The organism is Paenibacillus sp. FSL H8-0280 (assembly GCF_045040665.1).
In the GTDB taxonomy this organism is placed as follows: domain Bacteria; phylum Bacillota; class Bacilli; order Paenibacillales; family Paenibacillaceae; genus Paenibacillus; species Paenibacillus xylanexedens_A.
Genome location: NZ_CP150296.1, coordinates 3,765,068 through 3,783,493, shown reverse-complemented (window position 1 = coordinate 3,783,493; position 18,426 = coordinate 3,765,068). Strand labels below are relative to the sequence as shown.

The 18,426-nt window shown below is 51.0% G+C and carries 1 protein-coding gene and 1 pseudogene; both read right to left on the bottom strand.

The annotated features are described in order from the left end of the window. Positions 1-14 precede the first annotated feature (14 nt). On the bottom strand, positions 15-7,457 hold the full coding sequence (locus tag MHI12_RS16505) for an SDR family NAD(P)-dependent oxidoreductase (protein WP_405169764.1): 7,443 nt from the start codon (positions 7,455-7,457) through the stop codon (positions 15-17). Positions 7,458-7,476: 19 nt separating this feature from the next. Further along, a pseudogene (locus tag MHI12_RS16500) lies at positions 7,477-18,288 on the bottom strand (SDR family NAD(P)-dependent oxidoreductase); the annotation flags it as partial. Positions 18,289-18,426 lie beyond the last annotated feature (138 nt).

Here is an 18,426-nt window from a genome sequence, read left to right as displayed (position 1 = left end):
TAACTTGGTACTAATCAGGGAGTGTCCGGTACCAGTTTCCTCTGGTGTTCTGGATGCGTTGGGTTCAGGGAAAAGCTGATGACGTCCTGCAAGGTATGGCATTTATTCAGATCCTCCATACCAATTTCAGAGGAAATCCGGGCCTGGAGATGATGAAGAAGCTGAAGCGCCAGCACAGAGTCCATTCCGTAATCTTCAAGCAAACGATGCTCGTCCATGTCGTCTGGTGGGATCCCCAGCAGAGCTGCAATAATGCTTCTGACATCACTTTCAACCGAAGGATTCGGAGCTGATGATCCGATAACTTCAGCTTTGGCAACGGCTACGGTTTCCATCTCTTCGTTACTTGCTTCGAATGAATCTTCCGTCCCAGTACTCTTCATTCCAACCCAGTATTTCTCGGGTGCAAACGGATAGGATGGAAGGGATATCCGCTCAGGACGATCCTCTGTATATAAAAGCTCCCACTGGATCTCTACACCCTGCACCCACAGTTCAAGCAATTTATTGTATTTGCGACGTATAATCCATTTTTGCAGCGCTTCGCCGAGTTCTTCATCCTCTCTGAACAGTGCTGCCGTACGTTTGTGAGCAGCAATGGAGCCAAGATGGAGCTTGTGACTTTTCGCAGATTCCGATGAAAGCTGCGCATGTACGGATTCATCCGAATCGGTCCACAGGTGCGCTTCCTGAACATAGCCGTCCAGCAAGTATTTTAGCTCTGTAATCGATGCGGCTATGAAGCCTGCACGGTATTCCATCGCTTGTCTTCCTGTCTGAAGTGTACAGGCAATGCGGCGAAGCTGTTGAGAAGTATCCTCCTCCTCCTCATTGCGAAGCAGGGCAGCCGACAACTGGATCATTTGTTCCCTGAGCCGCTCCTTGCTTTTGGCCGATAGCACGATTGCAACAGGAGCCAACTCGGATTCAGAACTGGTCACCTCATCATGCTGTCGTGGTGGTATATATTCCTCCAGAATAACGTGGGCATTGGAACCCCCAAAACCAAAGGAGCTTACTCCTGCCCTACGGGGCATTTCGCTGCCATTGCTGTCTTTGAGTCTCTCCCATTCCTGCGTCTGTCTGACAACATAGAACGGGCTGTTCTCAAGCTGGACATACGGACTGAGCTGCTCTGCATGCAGGCTGGGAACAAGCTTGCGGTGTTTCATCTGCAACAACACCTTAATTACTCCGGCAATACCGGAAGCAAGCTCCAGATGACCGATATTTGTTTTGACAGAGCCGACGCCACAGTATGGGGTTGACTGTCCTGAAGTGGAAGTCTGCCCTGTGGGTGATAAGCCTGCCCTTGTCTCCTGAAATACTGTCTTGAGCGCATTGATCTCAATTGGATCACCAAGTGGTGTGCCTGTGCCATGTGCTTCAATATAATTTATAGTGGAAGGATCAATTCCCGCCCGGGCATACACGGATTTCAGCAGCGCTGTTTGTGCCTTAGGGTTGGGAGCAGTAAGTGAGCCTGCCTTTCCGCCGTGATTTTCCCCGCTACCGCGGATCAAGCCGTAAATGTGGTCATGGTCGCGCTGAGCATCACTCAATTTCTTCAGAAAAATCATTCCAACCCCTTCGCCACGGCCGTAACCGTTTGCCTCGCTTGAAAAAGTTTTGCAACGCCCATCCGCGCTAAGCATGCCCGCTTTGGTCAGACTGATATGAGCATCCACGGACAGGATCGTATTTACACCCCCAGCTACAGCCGTCTCGCAATCCCCATTTCGAATGGCTTGAACGGCTCGATGAATGGCGACCAGGGAGCTGGAGCATGACGTTTCGACAGGCTGGCTAGGACCGTGTATGTTCAGTGTGTAGCTCATCCGATTAGGGCCGACCGAAGGAACGGTGGCTGTGACGGAGTATGCCTCGACCGCTTCATTCGACTGGGCCAGCATGACATTGTATCCACTGCTGCCTGTGCCAATGAACAGTCCCATGGCCGACCCTGACAGTTCTGACGGTGCATAACCTGCATCTTCAATCACTTTCCACACATGCATCATCAGCAAGCGCTGTTGCGGGTCCATGTGAATGGCTTCCTTGGGAGAAATGCCAAAAAACAGTGGATCGAACTCACTGATTCCGCTCATAAATCCCGCATGTTTTACGTTGGTTTTGCCATTCTCTCTAAGCGGATCACCCATATAATCCTGCCAGCGCCAACGTTCCTCTGGAATCTCCGAAATGCAGTCTTTGCCATCAAGCAGATTGTGCCAAAATTGCTCCGCGTTATCGGCCATCGGAAACTTAGCGCTAATACCCACAATGGCTATGGGCTCGGGGGAAGACAGCTCTGAACCCGAATTAAGCTTGCTGCCTATACCTGCATGGGAACGGCCAGATGTGTGTTTCTCCTCTTCTGAAGCCGTCAACCGCAATGAAGTTTGCCGCGGTTCTTCCCTTTCAAATACTGCTGGCACAGAATGAGACATAGCATTGAGCGATTCGGGTTGAGGTGTCGTTCTGCCAGCAGAAGGCTGTGTCCAATTATCGGTATGATTTTGCAGCAAATGAACCGCCAACTCGCGAATAGTGCCATGCTCAAAAAAGATGGCGGGTGTCAAACCCAATCCATGGTCGCGGTTCAACCGATCCGACAGCTCTGTGAACAGAATGGAATCAAAACCGTATTCTGCCCATTCCGCATCACTGTCCAGATCGTAGATGCTGACTTTTAACAGGGAAGACACCGTTTGGGATAATAAGGATAGAACCTGTTCTTCCCCCTGATTTTCCTGAAACGAAGGCGTCATTGCAGATCCCGTAACAGGGTTGGATGTTTCATTTATATGCTGAACGATGTCCGCGCCTTCAACTTCAGAAGAGGATGTTTCCGCACGGTTCAATTGCAAGCCCTTTTCCCTCGTTGTCTCTCCAAGTGATTGATCTTCAGCCTGAATCCAGTAACGATTTCTGGCAAAAGGATACGTTGGTACACGAACAATAGCCGGCTTCGTCTGAAGATCTTCATACAAAACTGTCCAGTCTACCCCATGTCCCTGCTCCCACAATGCAGCCCATTGATAAAGCCTCTCCTGCGACGAAGGACGATTTTCCAGCAAAGTCATTTCATCTGATTTTTCACTGGAATTTTGTTGCAATGAAGATTGGTTGTGCAGGAAGCGATTGATCTGTTCCACCAGTTCACTGTGGCTGCTGCCCGTCCAAGCAACCCTGTATTTCATGTCCGTTCTTCCAACCTGAAACGTGTAGGCGATGTCTATTAGACGCTCAGACAGACCAGCATTCTCCAAATAAAAACGAACCTGGCGAGCGTATTCTATCAATCTCTCCTGTGTTCTGGCCGAGATCGGAAGAACTACTTCACCATCCCCTGAAGCTTCCACTCCACTGGAATACGCATCTAATGCAGAACGATCTGTCCATGAGACGGCAGTTGGAATATATTCCTCTACGATCAGATGTGCATTGCTTCCGCTTGCGCCAAAAGAACTCAACCCGGCACGAACAGGCCACTCCGCATAGCGCCCATTCTGTTGTCCATGACGGCGCTCCCAGCGCTCGGTTGTTCGCTGCACGTGGAAGCAGGTGTTCTCAAACGGAATCAGCGGGTTCAGCTCCTTGGCATGCAGCGAAGGAAACAGCTCCCTGTGCTTGATTTGCAGGATAAGCTTGGTTAGCCCGGCGACGCCTGCCGCTGCCTCCAGATGTCCAATGTTGGACTTCAGGGAACCGACAGCACAGTTTCGTCCCGGATTGCGGCTGTTTCGAAAGGCTCGATCCAGCCCCTGAATTTCAATGGGGTCACCCAGTGACGTTCCGGTTCCGTGGGCTTCGATATATCCAATGGTTCCTGGCTCAACGTCTGCTGCCGCGAGTGTATCTGCGATGACTTCCGATTGGGCCACTGGATCTGGCACTGTCGTTCCAGACGTTTTGCCAGCATGATTCAGAGCCGAACCCTTAATGACGCCATAGACCGGATAACCTTGCTTGCGGGCTTCAGCCACCGTTGTGAGCAGGACAGCGCCTACCCCTTCACTTGGTACATAGCCGTCCCCATCCTTGCCAAAGCTGCGACATTTTCCGTCCGATGACAGAAACTTGGCCTGTTTCAGAAATACATACTTATGGGGATGGGTGACCAGATTCACACCCCCTGCTATGGCATACTGGCTCTGTCCATGTCGAATGCTCTCGCAGGCCAAATGTATCGCTGTCAGTGAGGATGAGCACATGCTGTCTACAGAGATGGATGGACCATGGAAATTCAGGTGGTAAGAAACCAGATTGGCGATGGCTGAAGCGTTGCTGCCCATGGCCGTAGGAGTGCCTTGCTGCGTCATGGCTGCGCCAAGCAGTTCATAATGGTTCCAGAACACGCCAGCAAATACACCGACATTCCGCTTGGCTGCTGATGTATCATGATGCTTGTCGCGTTCAATAGCAAAGCCTGCATCCTCACAGGCTGTCCAGGCCGCCTGCAAGAACAAACGTGCCTGTGGGTCCATCCTTTCGGCTTGAAGCGGTGAAATTTGGAAAAAGGCCGGGTCAAAGTCATCGATCATGTCCAGAAATCCGCCAGCCGGGTAATATTCAGAAGCGGAATACGGAAGATGCAGCCCCGCCCAGCGTTCATCCGGCATGGGCGTGATACAATCTCGTCCCTCCTTCAATATCCGGGCCAATTCGTCCATGTTATTCGCCGAGGGATACCTTCCCGCCATGCCAATGACAGCAATATCTTCCGGATCAGATGGCGGCGGCAAATGAATGGCCGTGTCGTCTCCCATAACGGACTGAATGCGGGATTTATTCCCGTATACAAGTACAACCTGCGAAACATCCTGTGCAATAATCCGATCAATAAGTGCCATCCCCTCAGCCAGTGGCAGCGGCATTGAACCTGAGGACGTATACATGCTGCTGCGAATATGATCATTCACTTGCATGCCGCCATCTGCCCATAACGGCCAGTTAATCGTAAACTGGCGTGGAATTGCTCCATCTGTTCTACCTCTCTCCTGATGATTCACCAAAAGTCTGTCCATACAGCTGTTGGCCACAGCGTAATCAGCCTGCCCTTTGTTGCCTACAATGGCTGACAGGGAGGAAAACGTAACCGTGAACTCTGGCCTAAAATCATTTAAGGCCTGCTCCAGATTCCAGAGTCCATCTATTTTGGACTTCAACACCTGCTCCAGGTCGGACAAAGGCTTTTGCAGCATCAACTGATCTTTGGCAGTTCCTGCACAGTGAAATACCCCCGTGATTTCGCCATACTGATCCCGAATCTGCAGGACAGCCTGCTCCATCTCGGCCAGAATGGTTGTATCGGCCTGAATATACATCGCTTCTGCACCGTTGATGCGCAGCGGATCCAGTTTGCTCTTAATGTTTTCATTCAGCGGAGAACGCCCGACAAGAACCAGCTTGCATCTGCATTGGCGGGAAAGATGAACAGCCAGCGCATACCCCAGCCCGCCCATGCCGCCGGTAATAAGATAGACTCCGCCAGGCTTATAGGGTTTTTCCAATGGGGCCGCCGGAACAGGTATTTCCACCAACTTGCGAACATGCCGCTGAAGGGTGTCTCCTTTGTACCATATGGAGACAGCGGACCCTGACGAGATGTTTTCGGCTTCGAGTCGAAGTTGACGAATCAACGTCTCATCCATGAAGCTTTCATGCAGATCCATTCTGATTAATTGAGCCCCAAAGGCTGGAAGTTCCATCGCAGCCGTCTTTACCAGCCCTTCAAATCCGTGAATGTATCCACCCGTGTCACGGGAATCCGACAGCACTTGAAGAACGATTCGTCTCCCTGCATTCGGGTGAATTGCTTTTGCCTGGATCATTCCGTATAACGAGGTTACCTTCTGGCGGTACAGATCAGCGTCCATGGACGAATGATCAGGCAATTGATGAACCTCGTAGATGTCAGACTGAAGCTCCATCTTGGCAGCAAGAGCCGGATAGTTGCCATAGAGAACAACTATCCGGTACGGAGTGTGATCGGACCGCAACTCTTTTCCATCCGCTATCGTGGGTCGGGCAGATTCAACCTCATGGATATCCCCGGATTCAATCCATTTAGGCTCATAACATACAGGTTCTCCATTCCCCTCGATTTCTCTGGCTGTTGCTGGTACTTCCAAATGCGTTGCAGGTTGTTCATCTGTCGAATGGCTGCTTTGAGACGAAAGCGTATTCAAGTCCACACTTTCCGACACTGCTGCTGCCTCATTCCAGACGTCGGAACAATGTGTGTGCAGATATTCGGTCAATGCCTGCACGGAAGAGTGCTCAAACAGCAGCGTTGGATAAAGTTCCATGTTCACTCGGTTTTCCAGCCGTTTCACCAGCTCCAGCAGATGCATGGAATCTAGTCCCTGCTCATAGAAGCCTGCCCGCTCATCCACTGCTTCAGGTAAAATGTGTAGCATGCGTGCGATTTCATCTTTCACATACGCCGAAATCGTGGATCGGACCTGATCTTGGGAGCCCGCAGGCATTACAGTTGGTTTTGTCCATTCGGAGCTTCCAGCTATTACCGGTTCAGAAGTTGGTTTGTCGTTGCGTCCAGTTGTCATCGTGTTTGTCAGCCCGGTAATGGATGCGGCATGGCGAACTCTTTTTGCCTTCAAATGCACAAACTCCGCAAGCAATCTACCCTCCGGATCTGTAACAGCAATGCTGCGGGAGATGATATCCCCACCGGAAAGATCACTTGGTGTTTGTTCGGTAAACGTGCGAATCTCAGCTGGAAAACGGTCATATATAACAAATCGTTCAATCATGAACGGAATGTATGGAGGAACTTCTGCATCCAGACCGCCGACATCCCCCAGGCGGAAGGACGACCCGGCAAATGTCGCCCCGTCCAACAGGGCCACATGAGCGTGGAACTTGTCCAGATACTGCTCGGCCAGGCTGCTCAGCCGGATATTCATCCACTCCATTTGGTTTTGTCTGTAGACATCTCCGTGGTTTCTCATAAAGGAAAAATGCTGTATATCCGCCTGTCGGGCGAGCTGATAGATCTGATCCATATCCCATGTCTGAAGCCCGTCTGTGCCTTTGGAAGGCAGCGGTTGTGTATGCTGTAGAGGTTGTACAGGCTCCCTCCCTCGGAGCAGATGCAGCTTGCATTCCATATTCAGTACATCAGATGAAGGCGGCTCACCGTCTTTTGGTACTTTGCGGCTATGGATGGTGACCTGACCGTCATCCATATTCATGGACAATGTCAGCCTAATATCCACATCAAAATCCGTCGAAGTGACAATCGGCTGTGTAAACACGATATCCCGAAGTTCAATGGAGGTTGTACGCAGATGGCTGCCGCTCAATCGGTACACCATATCCAGTAGCACCACACCCGGAAGGGTGCAGACGCCGTGAACACGATGATCTCTCACGAAATAGTCGCTGTGGCGCAATCGCTGTAAAAATGATTCGGTTGCAGGCAATGTCATGATCCGCGTCACTCCCTTCTCATAGCTTGATGAAATCAAAAAAGCTCGTTTGCTCCGAATGCTCCGGTAGCTGTTGTATTGGCAACACAGCTGAAACATTGGACGATACCTCCACCGATTCCGTTGCCTTGACGGGTGGCCAGCAATACTTGCGTTGAAAAGGTGAATCAGGGAAACGAAGCGGCAGGCTCACCATGCGTTCGGCAGGAATACCTTCATTGCTTACAATAACGTGTGCGTTGTTGCCTCCAAGTCCGAATGCACTAATGCCTGCCCGCAGTGTGTCGCTTGAACCACTTCCCCACGGCTGGTGCTGCTGTACGATATAAAAAGGAGATTCCCCGAACTGGAACCGCGGATTGGGCTGGTCGCAGTGAATCGTCGGCGGAAGCTCGCGGTGAGCAAGCGAGAGCAACACCTTGATCAGGCTGGCAATGCCCGATGCGCTCAGCAGATGCCCGATATTGCTTTTGACACTGCCTACGCCGCAAAACTGGCGCTGATTTGTATATTTTGCAAAGACACCTGTCAAAGCCTTAAGTTCAATCGGATCACCGATCAGTGTCCCTGTTCCATGTGTCTCGATATAGCTGATGGTGGAAGGATGAATGCCTGCATTTAAAATCGCTTTTTCCAGCAATTCCTGCTGGGCTTCCGGGTTAGGTGTGGTAATGCCCATCGTTTGACCATCATTATTGATGGAGGTGCCATCGATGACCCCATAGATCGTGTCCTGATCGGCGATGGCTTGCGATAACGGTTTAAGTAATACAACGCCGCAACCTTCACCCAGCCCGATGCCGTTTGCGTCCGCACTGAACGTTTTGCAACGAGAATCCGGAGATAATACGCTGGCAGCTCCAAGCATCTCGTAGGGCGCATCATCAAGCAGAATGTCCACACCGCCCGCAAAAGCGAGATCGCATTCCCCATCCAGCAGACTTCGTACAGCAAGATGAACAGCGGTAAGTGAACTGGAACAAGCGGTATCCACCACCATGTTGGGACCTTTCAGATTATAAAAATGGGACAGATGTGCAGCGATAAAGTTTTGGCCGATGCCAACGATTGTATCTTTGGTGCTACCGCCAAGCTTGGACGAAAAGTTGCTCGCTCTGGAGCCTACAAATACGCCGGTCTGCGAATTCCATAAACGTTCCCGGCTGTATCCTGCGTCTGCGGCGGCCTCTACGCTCACTTCCAGCAGTTGGCGCTGGAGCGGATCGAGCTGTTCTGCCAGCGTATCCGTAATTCGGAAAAATTCGGGATCAAACTGCTCAATGTCCCGAATGAATGCCCCAATGCGCTTGCTGGAAGCGGAAGTCCTATTGGTGCTGCTACCTGTCAACCTCAAGCGTTGGGCTGGGAGCTCGGTCATGCTATCTTTGCCCTTTTGCAGATTGGACCAGAATTGCGCCGGATTCTCGGCATCAGGAAAGTGACAGGCGACGCCAACAATCGCAATTTTATCCCGCTTCTTGGTTTGTTCCAGCTCCGCTGGTTTTTCGTATGCTTCATCCACAGGATCATTCAGTTCGTTCAGTCCGGTGCGACCCTCCATATCAGTTTCAACATGTTGCACAGAAGTGGAATTCGCTGAACGAACATCGGAAGGTTTTCCAGTTGAATTTTCCGCCAACTTAGAGTTGGATTCCATCAACAGGCCAGCCAAAGATTCGGGATAGATCCTAACCAGATGTTTTGCTAATTGGCGCAGTGTTGGGTGTTCAAGCAGCAGCGAAGGGTCTGTTGCAACATGCTGAAGCTCTCGGTCCATGACCGTCAGAACCTGGACAAGCAGGATCGAATCCATTCCGTAGTGCTGAAAAGGGGTATCTTTATCCAGCCGAGATTCATCCAATCTCAGTTCTTTTGCCATCAAAGTCTTAAGCCACCCCAGTGTCCTGTTCTGCAGCTCTTCCATGAAGCTTGGGGTCATCCGCTCCACCGGGCTTGGAATTAACGGAATGGATACCTGCTGTGCTTCACTTAACGATGCCTCTGCCCGATGCTCCGCTTGTTGCTCTCCCTTGTGTACAGTCTGCGATGCAACTACAGCCGGCAGAATAACAGGTCCCCTGTTTTCCCGAATAATCCGATCCAGCCATAACATTCCTTCCGCATCGGTGATGCTGAGAAGGCCGCTCTGGCGATATGCTTCGCTAGTGACCGCACCAAAACCGGATTCCTGCCAGCTTGGCCACTGGATGCTGATGATCGGGAATGGAGAGATCGCACTTTCCCGGGATGCGGCTTCGGCAAAATAGTCCATATAGGCGTTAGCCATCACATAATCGCTCTGCCCTGCTCCCAGTGAAGGCATCGCTGAGGACACAGAGGAAAACAGCACAAAGAAGCGCAGTGGCTCATGCCTGAACGCATGAAATAACGTATGCAACCCGCTTGTTTTTGGATCAAGCACCCGCTGCATGACATCCGCCTGCTTGCGAATAAAAGCCGGATTGGCTGTATCCACGTTACCAGCACAATGAATAACCCCTCCAACAGGGCCCATTGAGCGCTTAACTCTGGCCAGTTCTGCCTGAATGGCGTTCTCGTTCGTTAGAGGGATATCCGTAACAAGTACCTCGGCCCCCAGTTGTTCGAGTTCCAACAGTGATCTGATTTTGGCGCCCATCGCAGTGTCATGGCTCGCATATGCGTCCCATTCCTCCCGCTGTGGAATGGCTTCCCGTCCAGTCAGCAACAGCCGCTTCACGTTGTGATGCTTCACAAAATGGCGGGCACATGCCATTCCAAGGCCTCGGGTACCTCCGGTAATCCACAACACCTGATTTGCTTCCAGGAAAGGTCGTTCCGGATCGATTGAAGATTCCGTAACATCTTTGTTCATACCCGCCCCATAAGGTAGCTCACGCATATAGGAACGCCAGCGTTTACCATCACGGTAGCATATCTCCGGTTCCCGATCTGTTTGCCGGAACTCTGTTGTAATGCATTCAATCTTTGCCTCTTCCGATGCCGACGGATCGACATCCAGATGTCTGGATTGGATGCTTCGGTATTCGGATTGCAGCATGCGGAACAGACCCGCACGAGAGGCGTGGGCCAGATTCACTTTCGAATTGCGGAACGACTCCAGGCCATTGGTCACCAATAGCAGCAGCATCCCCTCATGGCCATGGACTTCAATGACGTCCTGCATAAGCTTCAGCCATGCCGGCCGGATCTGTTCTTCGCAGGTATCATCAACAGTGGTCTGCCTCATGAATGCTGTCAGATCAATCAAACCTGTCAGTCCATGCTCCAAACGTTCCTCATCTTCGAGCCAATGGCGTCCCGGATCATCCAACTGTTCTTCATTCAAAACCACCGTATGTTTAAAATGTTCTGTCAATCTCGCAGCAAGGGCGGCTGAATCCCGATTGGCAAGGATCAGAATCTTTCCAACAGAATTGCTTTCATCAGAGATGGATGCAATGTCCGCAAGCTGCCAGTCTTTGTGATAAGCAGTCATTAGGCGCTCAGGTGCTGCTTTCTGAATTCCAGCAGATACGGGAGAGTTGAGACCATCCACATGTTCACGGATAACCGCTTCCTCAGGCAATTCAAACCAGCAGCGCTCGCGCTCAAACGGATAGCCAGGCAGACTAATTCGACGAGGCTGTCCTGTGGAGTATAGAACACTCCAATCCGCTTTGATGCCTTTCACCCACAAATCCAGCACTTTGCCGTAAAGGCCTTCATTTAACCAACGGCTCACGACTTCGCCAAAATGCTCATCCATGGCAATTGCTGCCTGCACAGCCTGATAGGATTTGACATTTCCGAGGTACATTCCGTCTATTCCGTCTACCGGCTCGTTCGTGTTCTCATTTCCCAGGAAAAGTTGAAGACGTTCTTTCAACTCCTGAACGGATCGCACTACGAATCCGAGGCGCTCTTCCATCTCCTGTCTTCCGGTTTGAAGCGTAAATGCCAAGCGCTCCAGCAAACGTTCCGGTTCTTCCTCTGCTCCTCCGGTGAGATGTTTCTCATCCACAGCAGTGAGCAAACGTCTGGCTCGTTCCCTGAGAGCGGATGGGGTTCGCGCCGAGAGCACAATGATGACAGCTCCTCCTCTTATTGCTTCGTTGAACGTTACCCCCTCATGTGGATGGTAATCTGCCTCTTCAATGATCAGGTGGGCATTGGAACCACCCGCACCAAATGAAGACAAGCCCGCCCTGCGCGGAATCTGGACACGTTTGCCGTTTTCCATCCGCTGCAACGGCTTCCATGCTTCAGCATCCCGCTGTACACGAAACGGGGTCTGCGCAAAGTTGATATGCGGATTGGCCGGGTCTGAATGCAGAGAGGGCACCAGTTGCCCATGTTTCAGCTGAAGCAAAATTTTGGTCAGTCCGGCAATACCCGCCGCACTTTCGGCGTGGCCGATGTTGGACTTTACCGACCCAAGAGCGCAAAACTGCTGATGGTCCGTGGATTCTGCAAACGCTTTGCTTAGACCGGCAACCTCAATCGGATCACCAAGCGATGTACCTGTCCCGTGAGCCTCCACATAGGTAATGGTCTCGGCGGAGATGTCCGCCTCAGCAATGGCTCTCCCTATGACACATGACTGTGCTGCCGGATTGGGTACGGTATACCCATTCGTTTTTCCACCGTGATTTAGTGCACTGCCTTTAATAACCCCGTAGATATGATCTCCGTCTTCGATTGCCTTGTTGAGCGGCTTGAGAATGACTGCTCCGACACCCTCGCCGGGAACATAACCGTCCCCTTGTGCACCAAAGCTTTTGCATCGGCCTTCGCTTGAAAGGAAGCCACCTTGGTTCAGTAAAATATACTTGTTTGGATGAATCGATACGTTGACTCCACCCGCCACCGCCACTTCGCATTCCTTCAAGATAAGACTCTGGCAAGCCAGATGAATCGCAGTCAAGGAAGAGGAACACATCGTATCAACAGCCATGCTTGGCCCATTAAAATTGCAATAATACGATATTCGGTTGGCGATGGATGCCGGATTGCCACTTAAAGCGATGGAGGAGCCTCCCTTGGCCTGAGCCTGGGCGGCGTACAGCTGGTATTCCTCGTACATGACTCCAACGTACACGCCAACCCTGTTTCCCCAAGTATCTCCGGTTGCGGAAGCCAAACCCTCCGGTGTATACCCTGCATCTTCAATGGCTTCATACGCGGTTTCCAGGAACAGCCGCTCCTGCGGATCCATCATCTGTGCTTCTCTGGGCGAGATATGGAAAAACAAGGGATCAAAACGATCCACGCCCTGGAGGAAACCTCCCCACTTGCTGCCAGGCTTCGGTGAATTAGGGTCCGCATGGTGCATATGTAGCCTGTAATCCCAGCGATCCAACGGAATTTCAGTGACACTATCCCTGCCCTGCATCAAGTTTTCCCAAAATTGTTCCAGATCGTCCGCCTCGGGATACCGTCCAGACAGGCCAATAATGGCGATATCCTTGGCAAGTGAGCGCACTTGAGCATCTGCTGGCGCCGAGGGGCGCTGAGCTGGACGCTGAAATGCACGAAATGGAGGGTGTTGCAGGCCGGATCGGGCAGTCTTAGTCTTATCCGAACGTTCCTTACGTTCTTCATATGGCAGCGCAGGAACCGAAATCAGGCGATTGACGGTATCGCGGTGGGCCTTGATCAGATATCCACTCAACTCTTTGAGAGTCTGATATTCAAAAAGCAGTGTTTTGGACAATGGCCCAAAAGTACCCTCGAGCTGATCCGTCACTTGAGTAATGCTAATCGAGTCTATACCATACTCTTCCAGTCGGGCGTGGCTTACAATTTGATCTGCGGGCACTTTGAGTACCGCGGACAAGGCCTTTTTTAGAAAAGTATCCAATGCTTCCGCCAGTATATTGTCTGCTGCTGTGGTCTGCGCGTGCTTCGTCAAACGATCCATTGGCAGGCTGGTTAGACTTGTACCCGGTAATAGTTCGCTCTCAGGAACTAACGGTGCTGCCGGGAAAGCGCTCGGGTATCGCTGGCTTAGAAATGCCGAAGCAGATTGCAACGTTGGATATTCCACAAACAGAACATGACTCAGATCCAGCCCACATTGCTCGTTCAACCTTTGAGCCAAGAGCGTTAATTGAGGCTGGTCCAGTCCGCATTCAAGCCAATCCGCTTCGCGGCTAATCTCATCTGGCCCCACACCAAGCAGTTCCGCAGTCAATTTTTGCAACACAGACATGGCACCTGCTTCTGAGACGAATGGGGTATCCCGCGTTGTACGGTTCATATTCCAACGTGCCTCTAGGCTGGAAATCAGCTTCGGAATGTCCCCTTGTACTCCAACGATTTCACATTCTGTGGACTGAAAACCTCTGTACAGCAGCGTAATACCTGCTTCAAGATCCAGTGGACGCATTCCCGTACTTTCCCATAACCCCTTCTCTTCAGCAGGGCTCAAATGCATGCCGCCATCTTTCCATAACGGCCAGTGGATGGCCAGGGTCCTTCCTTGCCGTTTACCGGCAAGCATTAACTGATGACGATACTGTGCATAGCTGCCCATATATCCGTTGGCCGCAGCGTAATCGCATTGGCCCGGATTCCCATATACGCCCGACATGGAGGAGAACAGGATAAAAAAGTCCAGCTTCATGGCCTGGGTTGCTTCATCCAGATGAAAGGTGCCAGCAACTTTCGGAGCCAGCACCTTCTCCATTTCGGCTTTTGTTTTGTTCAAGATGTACTGATCTCTCGTTAAACCTGCACTATGGATGATTCCATCCAGACGGCCGAAGCTATGCTGAATATAAGCAACAAGCTCCGATGTATCTTTTTCCCGGGATATATCCCCTTGGCGATAGATGATCGTGGTACCATTTGTTTTCAAGGCTTCCCACGCTTGCTCTTGACTCGCTGATATGTCCGATCTGCCTGTCAAAATCAGCGTTGCGTTGACAACCTTAGAGGCAATCTCACAGGCAAAAATATGGCCCAGGCCACCTGCCCCTCCTGTAATAAGGTACACCCCGCCATTCTTCCAAGGCATGGCATCCGTCTCAGCAGGCAGATGGAGGGCTTTCCAGTGAAGCACTTGTCGTTGTGGGCCTTGGTAGCCGATACATACATCCTCAGGCTCCCGGTTGGCCTTTATTAGTTCGGCAGCACGCTTGGCGTTACGCGGTTCTCGAGGCCGGCTCTTCGATTCTGAATGTCCCTCTTCCATATCTTCAATGAACTGAACATGAATCCGGGGATTTTCCAGTGCCGCGGTTCGCAGCAATCCTGTTAATCCGCTATACAGCTGAAAATGATCTTCACGTCTGTATAACAGCTGAATAAGCACATTCTCAGCATTGGATGGACTACTCACCAGTTGTTGAAGTACGTGGAGTACTTGGGTAGAAGCAGACGCAAAACGTTTGCAGCTTGCATCAACGTTGTGAATGTCAGCAACCTTTTCAGATCCAAGCGCTACGATCTCGGTTGGTATTTGCTCTCGCTGCAGTCTTTCCTTTATTTCCTCCGCCAGTTCGGCCCAAGGTTCAGCCAGCATTACGATATGCCTGTCATAAGGGTGGTTCCACTCATTTCGGACAGCAGCAGTTTCTTCCCAACGAGGTACCAACATGGCCGTTTCCCGCCCATGCGGCTCATCCCCCGATACTGTACCGTTCTTCAATGCTCTGCAACTAAGTCCCTGAATAAGAACACATGGAACCCCTGTACTGGAGAACAAATCAATATCCAGCTTAGGCATGGCATCCGAGGCGGATGAAGGAGAATCAGAGCTGTAACGCACATGAGCCCACATTTCTTCAGTGCAGGGACCCAGAACCTGAATTTCATCCATGGCATAGGGAATGGGCAGCGTAGAATTTGCGTTTTCCAGCTCTTTGCCTTCTTTTCCCTCCTGGTCCTCCATCCACAGCCCGATCGCGGATTGCAAAGCCCCATCCAGGATGGCCGGATGCAGTACATAGGATTGCATTTCATATTTGAGAATAGAAGGCAGGCGAAGCTGTCCTAAAACCTCGTTTTCACCCACGTTTAACTCAACCAACAACCGATGGGCGAGCCCATAGTTGAGCCCACCTTGTTCGTAAATTCGGTAGCATTGATCCGCAGTTAATCGTTTGGTGTTACAGCGTGCCTTTATCTCGCCCGGATCAATCGCCATTTCTGCTACAAGCTCGGGTTCCAGTGAAACGATGCTGGCATAACCGCTGCTGTGCACCCTATTTTCGCCGGGTCCATCCGCAGACATCCCGCTGTACATTTCATATTGAATAGGCTGCTCCTCTAATGAAGCATGTAATCGAATATGCAGAGACACCGGAGTTTCCCTGACAACAAGAGGACGCATCCACACATGTTTTTTCAAGATAACTGCAACATTCTCTCCTTGCTGCTCGCCTAGAGCATCGCTGACTGCAGCGTGCGCCATTTCAAGATAGGCCGCACCGGGTAGAATCCGCTCTTGTCCGATCCGATGATCATTCAGGTAAAATTCCTGGCCGGTCAGAACCGTCACGTATTTTTGCTCTGATAAGTTGGACTTATTCTCATGAAGCAGTGGATGAATAAAAGGAATATGACCGGAGTATCCGTTACGGGAAGAATCCCCCTTCATCTGGAACTCCACAGAAGGTTCACCAGGTATCCAATACCGTTCTTTGGCAAATGGATACGTAGGCAGACTGATCTTGCAGGGTCTGAATCCGTTATGGAGCAAGTTCCAGTCCACATTCAGGCCTTTCACCCAAAACTCCAGCAATTTTCCGAATTTGCGTTTGGTAATCCAGTTCATTAGGGTATGGCTCATGTCTGCATCGGTTGACAGTATGGATAGCGGCTGTTGTGCATCACCTGCATATCCCACATACATGTCGTCCATATCCTGATCTCCCGAACAGTAGCTTTCCAGTTTCGAGCTCAGTTCCTGTAGCGAACCTGTCACGATGCCAAGGCGCATGTTCATCATCTCACGTCCGGTTTGCAGCGTATAAGCGATGCTCGCCAAATGTTCCTCTTGATATCGATTCGATCGTAGAGCCGTCAGCATACGTTCACACAATTCACGAAGCTGCTCTTCATTCCGGGCTGACAAAACGATAAGCGCCTGCTGTTTAGCTGGTCTATCCTGCTCAGCCGGCAACATATCTGACTGCTCGGGACAATACTCCTGCACAATGATATGGGCATTGGAGCCCCCGGCACCAAATGAGGAAATTCCCGCAATCCGTGGGACTTCCCGTGTAGAGTTTCCTGAATCAACCGTTATTCTGTCCCAGTCACTTAATTGCTTCTGCACTGCAAAAGGCGTCTTGTCGAACTGAATGTGTGGATTAGGCGGGTCCGCATGAATGGAAGGAACCAGCTGCCGATGCTGCATCTGCAAAAGGACCTTGGTCAGGCCTGCAATGCCTGCTGCACTTTCGCAATGACCAATATTCGATTTGGCTGAGCCAATGGCACATTTGTTGTTCGCTGCTTTCCCTTTCCTAAATACCTGGGTTAACCCTGTAATTTCGATGGGATCTCCCAGTGAGGTGCCTGTCCCGTGAGCTTCGATATAGCTGATGTCCGTAATGTCGATTCCTGCCTCCGCGACAGCTGTTTCAATAACCTCCGCCTGTCTCGCAGGATTGGGAACCGTATAACCGTTCGTTTTGCCGCCGTGGTTAACAGCAGTTCCTTTAATGACGCCATAGATATGATCACCATCGGCTATGGCACGGCTTAAAGGTTTGAGCAGCACTGCCCCTACACCTTCTCCGGGGACATAACCGTCACCGCCTTCACCGAAGCTTTCGCAGCGACCTTTCGAAGACAGGAATTGCCCCTGTGTTAACATCACATATTTATTCGGGTGAACAGATACATTGACACCTCCGGCGATTGCAGTTAGGCATTCTTTTTTACTCAGACTCTGACAGGCCAGATGAATGGCCGTGAGTGACGAGGAACACATGGTATCTATCACCATGCTGGGCCCATGAAAATTACAAAAGTACGAGACACGATTGGCAATGGAAGCCGGATTACCGTTTAATGCAAATGGCTCTCTACCCGCAATCCTGGCTTCAGCGCCATACAGCTGATACTCCTGATACATGACTCCTGCGAATACACCGACATTCCCCATCTGATCCGGGGGTGCATCTGGACCTGCGGCCTGTTCGCGGGTATATCCCGCATCCTGAAGTGTCTCGTACACACATTCCAGAAACAGTCGCTCCTGTGGATCAATTCGTTCAGCCTCCTTCGGAGAAATCTGAAAAAAGAGTGGATCAAAACGATCCACTCCATCCAAAAACCCGCCCCATTTTCCAGAATATTTTCCTTTGCTCGCATTCATCTCGGTATGAATTCGGTAATCCCAGCGATCTTCCGGTATTTCGGTAATGCAGTCCTTCCCATGTTTCAGGTTCTCCCAGAACTGCTCCAGGTTACCAGACTTCGGATATCGTCCAGACATGCCAATGATGGCGATGTCCAGAGATTTGCTATGGTCATGCTCTTTGCTGATCGATTCTCCGCCTGCGCTGGTCGCTGCTGGAATTCTTCTCCGCGAGCCAGCAGATGGCTGCCGCTTATTGAACGAATTCGAGCTTTCAGACTTCCGTATTGTGCTGGACTCAAGCTCTGAGTTACGGAGTTGTACGTCTGAATTGCTTTTCGCCTCCACCCCTGTGAGCTGCGCCAGTCGTTCCCGGTGATGGCTCATGAAATACCCGGCAAGCTCCGCTATATTTTGGTATTCATAGAACAATGTCTTGGACAGCGGACCAAATTGCTGTTCCAATTGATCCGTCAATTTCATCACCATCACGGAATCAATGCCATAGTTCTCCAGAGGCGCATGTGCGTCGATCTGCCGTTCCGGCAGCATAAGGCTGGAGGACAATATTTTTTTGACATAACGAATGGCTTTTTCGTTGATGTCGTCCTCTCTCTCTTCATGGAGCGTCTCTCTCAAGCTCGACTCCTGTTCTCCAGATTCGGACAACAGCCT